Source organism: Hydrogenophaga sp. (assembly GCF_030158645.1).
GTDB lineage: Bacteria > Pseudomonadota > Gammaproteobacteria > Burkholderiales > Burkholderiaceae_C > Hydrogenophaga.
This window is the reverse complement of record NZ_JAOASO010000008.1, coordinates 1-4,503: the sequence shown is the minus strand read 5'-3', so window position 1 is coordinate 4,503 and position 4,503 is coordinate 1. Positions and strand designations below refer to the sequence as shown.

The window sequence follows — 4,503 nt, the reverse complement described above, 5'->3', positions numbered from 1 at the left end:
ACCCTCTTCCTGTACTTCCCGAGCAAGGAAGAACTGTTCAAGGCGGTGGTGCGCGAAAACATTGCCGGGCGCTTTTCCGAATGGAACGAGGAGCTCGCGCAATTCAGCGGCAGCAGCGCCGAGCTGGTGCGCTACTGCATGCATTCGTGGTGGGAGCGCATCGGCATGACCCCCGCCTCGGGCATCACCAAGCTGGTGATGAGCGAGGCCGGCATGTTTCCCGAGATCGCGGCTTTCTATCAAAAAGAGGTGATCGAGCCCGGGCACGACCTGATCCGCCGCGTGCTGCAGCGCGGTGTGGACCGGGGCGATTTCCGACCGCTGCCCATGGAATACGCGGTCTACAGCCTGATCGCACCGATGATCTTCCTGCTGATGTGGAAACACGCCATGGCGCCGTGTTGCCCGGCCACCGCACAGATCGACCCCATGGGCTTCATCGATGCGCAGGTCGACCTGCTGCTGACCGGCATGCTGGCCGCCCCCGTCCATCCCGCCGCCTGACTCTTCAAACCCCCTGCCATGACTTCACGCCGCTCGCTGTCTTTCTGGATCAAGTGGCTGCTGCTCATCGCGCTGGTGCTCGGCATTGCCCTGGGCGTGACGCGCGCGCTGGGCAAACGCAAGGCCACCAGCGAAGCCGCCCGCGCTGCCGCCGAGTCGCTGCAGAAAACCCCGACCTACACACTCGCCGCCACCGACGTGGTGACGGTGCAAAGCATCGAACTCACCCAGACCATTGCGCTCTCGGGTTCGGTGGACGCGCTGCAGACCGCGGCCATCAAGGCGAAAACGGCCGGCGAGATCCAGGGCCTGAACAAGCGCGAGGGCGACGCGGTGAAAGCCGGCGAGGTGGTGGCGCGCATCGACAGCACCGAGGCGCAGGCCCGCGTGCGCCAGTCCCTGCGGCAGGCCGAGTCGGCCCAGGCGCAGGTGGCGATTGCGCGGCGCACGTTTGACAACAACCAGGCCCTGGTGCGCCAGGGCTTCATCTCCAACACCGCACTCGACACCGCCAGCGCCAACCTAGCCAGCGCCGAGGCCACGCACCAGGCCGCCCTGGCCGCGCTGGACATCGCACGCAAGGCACTCGCTGATACGACGCTGCGTTCACCGCTCACCGGCCAGGTGTCGGCCCGGCTGGTGCAAAACGGCGAGCGTGTGGGCATCGACACGCGCGTGCTCGACGTGGTGGACCTCTCAGGCTTCGAGATGGAAGCCGCCATCGCGCCCGCCGAAGCGGTGGCGGTGCAGGTGGGGCAAACAGCGCGCCTCACGGTGGAAGGCCAGCCGGAGCCGGTGCAGGCCACCGTGGCGCGCATCAACCCCAGCGTGCAGGCGGCCAGCCGCAGCGTGCTGGTGTACCTGCGCGTGCCATCCTTGCCGGGCATGCGGCAGGGGCTGTTTGCCCAGGGACACATCGTGGTCGGTGCCGTGAACGCGCTGGCTGTGCCCGCCTCCACCGTGCGCAACGACAAGCCGCAGCCCTATGTGCAGGTGGTGCGCGAAGGGGCGGTGGTGCATGTGCCGGTGCAACCGGGTGCCACCGGCCTGCAGGGCACCGAGCCCATGCGTGCGGTGACCGGACTGCCGGCCGGCACACAACTCCTGCGCGCCCAGGCCGGGTTGATCCGCGAGGGCACGGCCGTCAACCTGGCTGCGCCCGCCACCGTCACCAACTGAGCAGCCCGCCATGTGGTTCACCCAGGTCTCCCTGCGCAACCCGGTGTTCGCCACCATGGTGATGGTGGCTTTCGTGGTGCTGGGCCTCTTTTCGTTCCAGCGCCTGCAGGTGGACCAGTTCCCCAACATCGACTTTCCGGTGGTGGTGGTGACCACCGCCTACCCCGGCGCCTCGCCCGAGATCGTTGAATCCGAAGTCACGAAGAAGGTCGAAGAGGCCGTGAACGCCGTGGCCGGTGTGAACACCCTGACCTCGCGCAGCTACGAGGGCTCGTCGATCGTCATCATCGAGTTCCAGCTCACGATGGACGGCCGCAAGGCGGCCGAAGATGTGCGCGAAAAAATCGGCATCCTGCGCCCATTGCTGCGCGACGAGGTGGAAGAGCCGCGCGTTCTGCGCTTCGACCCGGCGGCGCGATCCATCTGGTCGGTGGCGGTGATTCCCGAAACCGTGAACGGCAAGACACCCAGCGCGGTGGAGCTCACCACCTGGGCCGAGCAGACCTTCAAGAAGCGGCTGGAGAACGTGCGCGGCGTGGGCTCGGTCACGCTGGTGGGCGGTACGCAGCGCGCCATCAACATCGAGCTCGACCCCTCGGCCATGGAGGCGCTGGGCGTGACCACCGAGCAGGTGACCACCGCCGTGCGCAACGAAAACCAGGACCTGCCGGTGGGCACCCTGAAAACCGGCGAGAGCGAGCGCGTGGTGCAGGTGCTGTCAAGGCTGCAGAACCCGCAGGACTTCGGCGACATCATCGTCGCGCGCCGGGCCGGCCAGGCGGTGCGCCTGTCGCAGGTAGCGGCCATCAACGACGGCACCGAGGAAGTACAGAGCCTCGCGCTCTACAACGGTCAACGGACCTTGCTGCTCCAGGTGCAGAAATCGCAGGACGAGAACACCATCGCCGTGACCGACGGTCTCAAGGCCGCGGTCGAAGCCCTGCGCCCCGAGCTGCCGCCCGGCATCCGGCTGGAGCAGATCGCCGACGGTTCGCGCCCGATCCGCGTGTCGGTGGACAACGTGCGCCGCACCTTGATCGAAGGCGCGCTGCTCACGGTGCTCATCGTCTTTCTGTTCCTGAACTCGTGGCGCTCCACCGTCATCACCGGCCTCACGTTGCCCATTGCGCTGATCGGCACCTTCTTCTTCATGAACCTGTTCGGGTTCACCATCAACATGATCACGCTGATGGCGCTCACGCTGTCAGTGGGACTGCTGATCGACGACGCCATCGTGGTGCGCGAGAACATCGTGCGCCATGTGCAGATGGGCAAGACGCCGTTCAACGCGGCCATGGACGGTACGCAGGAAATTGGCCTCGCGGTGCTCGCCACCACGCTGTCCATCGTGGCGGTGTTCCTGCCCATCGGTTTCATGGGCGGCATCATCGGCAAGTTCTTCCACGAGTTCGGCATCACCATGGTGGCGGCGGTGCTCATCTCCATGTTCGTGAGCTTCACGCTCGATCCGATGCTGTCGTCGGTGTGGCATGACCCGGAGATTGAAAAACACGGCAAGGGTGGCGCACCACGTACCTTCTACGACAAGACCATCGGCCGCGTCACCGGCTGGTTTGACCGTTTCCAGGACGACCTGGCCGACACCTACCAGACCACGCTGCGCTGGTCGCTCAAACACAAGCTGGCCACGCTGGGTGTGGCGCTGGCCACCTTCGTCGGCAGCCTGTTCGTGCTGCCGCTGCTGGGCACCGAGTTCGTGCCCAAGGCCGACTTTTCGGAAACCTCGCTGAGCTTTCACACCCCGGTGGGCTCGTCGCTGCAGGCCACCGAGGCCAAGACGCGTGAGGTCGAGGCCATCCTGCGCCAGTTCCCGGAGGTGAAGTACACGCTGTCCACGCTCAACACCGGCAACGCCCAGGGCACCATGTACGCCAGCGTGTACGTGCGCCTGGTCGACCGCAAAGACCGCACGCTGAGCGCCGACGCCATGTCGGCCCAGCTGCGCGAGCGCCTGCGCAGCGTGCCCGGCATCACCGTGACGCACGTGGGCCTGCTCGACGCGGTGGGCGGCAACAAGCAGGTGGAGTTTTCGCTGCAGGGCGATGACCTGGCCGAGCTGGAACGCCTGAGCGCCACCGTGATGGAGCGCATCCGCCCCATCGTGGGTCTGGTCGATCTGGATGCCAGCGTGAAACCCAACAAGCCCACCGTCGACGTGAAGATGCGGCGCGAGCTCGCTTCGGACGCGGGCATGAACGTGGCGGCGGTGGGCGGCGCGCTGCGCACGCTGGTGGCCGGCACCACGGTGGGCAACTGGCGCGCCCAGAACGGCGAGAGTTACGACGTCAACGTGCAACTGGCTCCCGGCGGGCGCGAGCGCGCCAGCGACCTCGAACAACTGCCATTCATGGTCGGCACCGCGGCCGACGGCACGGCCCGCGTGGTGCGCCTGGGCCAGGTGGCCGAGGTGGTGGCTTCGACCGGACCCAACCAGATCAACCGGCGCAACCTCAACCGCGAGGTGTCCATCAACGCAAACGTGTTCGGCCGCTCGGCCGGCGAGGTGTCGGCCGAGATCAAGCAGGTGCTCGACAGCACGCCGTTCCCGCCCGGCTACCGCTACGAGTTCGGCGGCTCCACCAAGAACATGCAGGAGTCCTTCGGCTACGCGGTCTCGGCACTCGCCCTGGCCATCATCTTCATCTACATGATCCTGGCCAGCCAGTTCCAGAGCTTCCTGCAGCCACTCGCCCTCATGACGGCGCTGCCGCTCACGCTCATCGGCGTGGCCCTGGCCCTGCTGATGTTCGGCTCCACCATGAGCATGTTCTCGGTCATCGGCATCGTGCTGCTCATGGG

General features: G+C 66.6%; 3 protein-coding genes. All 3 read left to right on the top strand.

The annotated features are described in order from the left end of the window. A partial coding sequence (locus tag Q1W68_RS00330) for a TetR/AcrR family transcriptional regulator (RefSeq protein WP_300715409.1) occupies positions 1-504 on the top strand: 504 nt, incomplete at its 5' end. A gap of 18 nt (positions 505-522) precedes the next feature. Further along, positions 523-1,683 (top strand): efflux RND transporter periplasmic adaptor subunit, encoded by a 1,161-nt coding sequence (locus Q1W68_RS00325; RefSeq protein WP_300715408.1) that lies wholly within the window; start codon positions 523-525, stop codon positions 1,681-1,683. 10 nt (positions 1,684-1,693) lie between these two features. After that, a partial coding sequence (locus Q1W68_RS00320) for an efflux RND transporter permease subunit (RefSeq protein ID WP_300715407.1) occupies positions 1,694-4,503 on the top strand: 2,810 nt, incomplete at its 3' end.

Coding starts and splice junctions, on each gene's coding strand:
- Q1W68_RS00325 (WP_300715408.1), top strand. CDS start 523: ATGACTTCACGCCGCTCGCTGTCTTTCTGGATCAAGTGGCTGCTGCTC.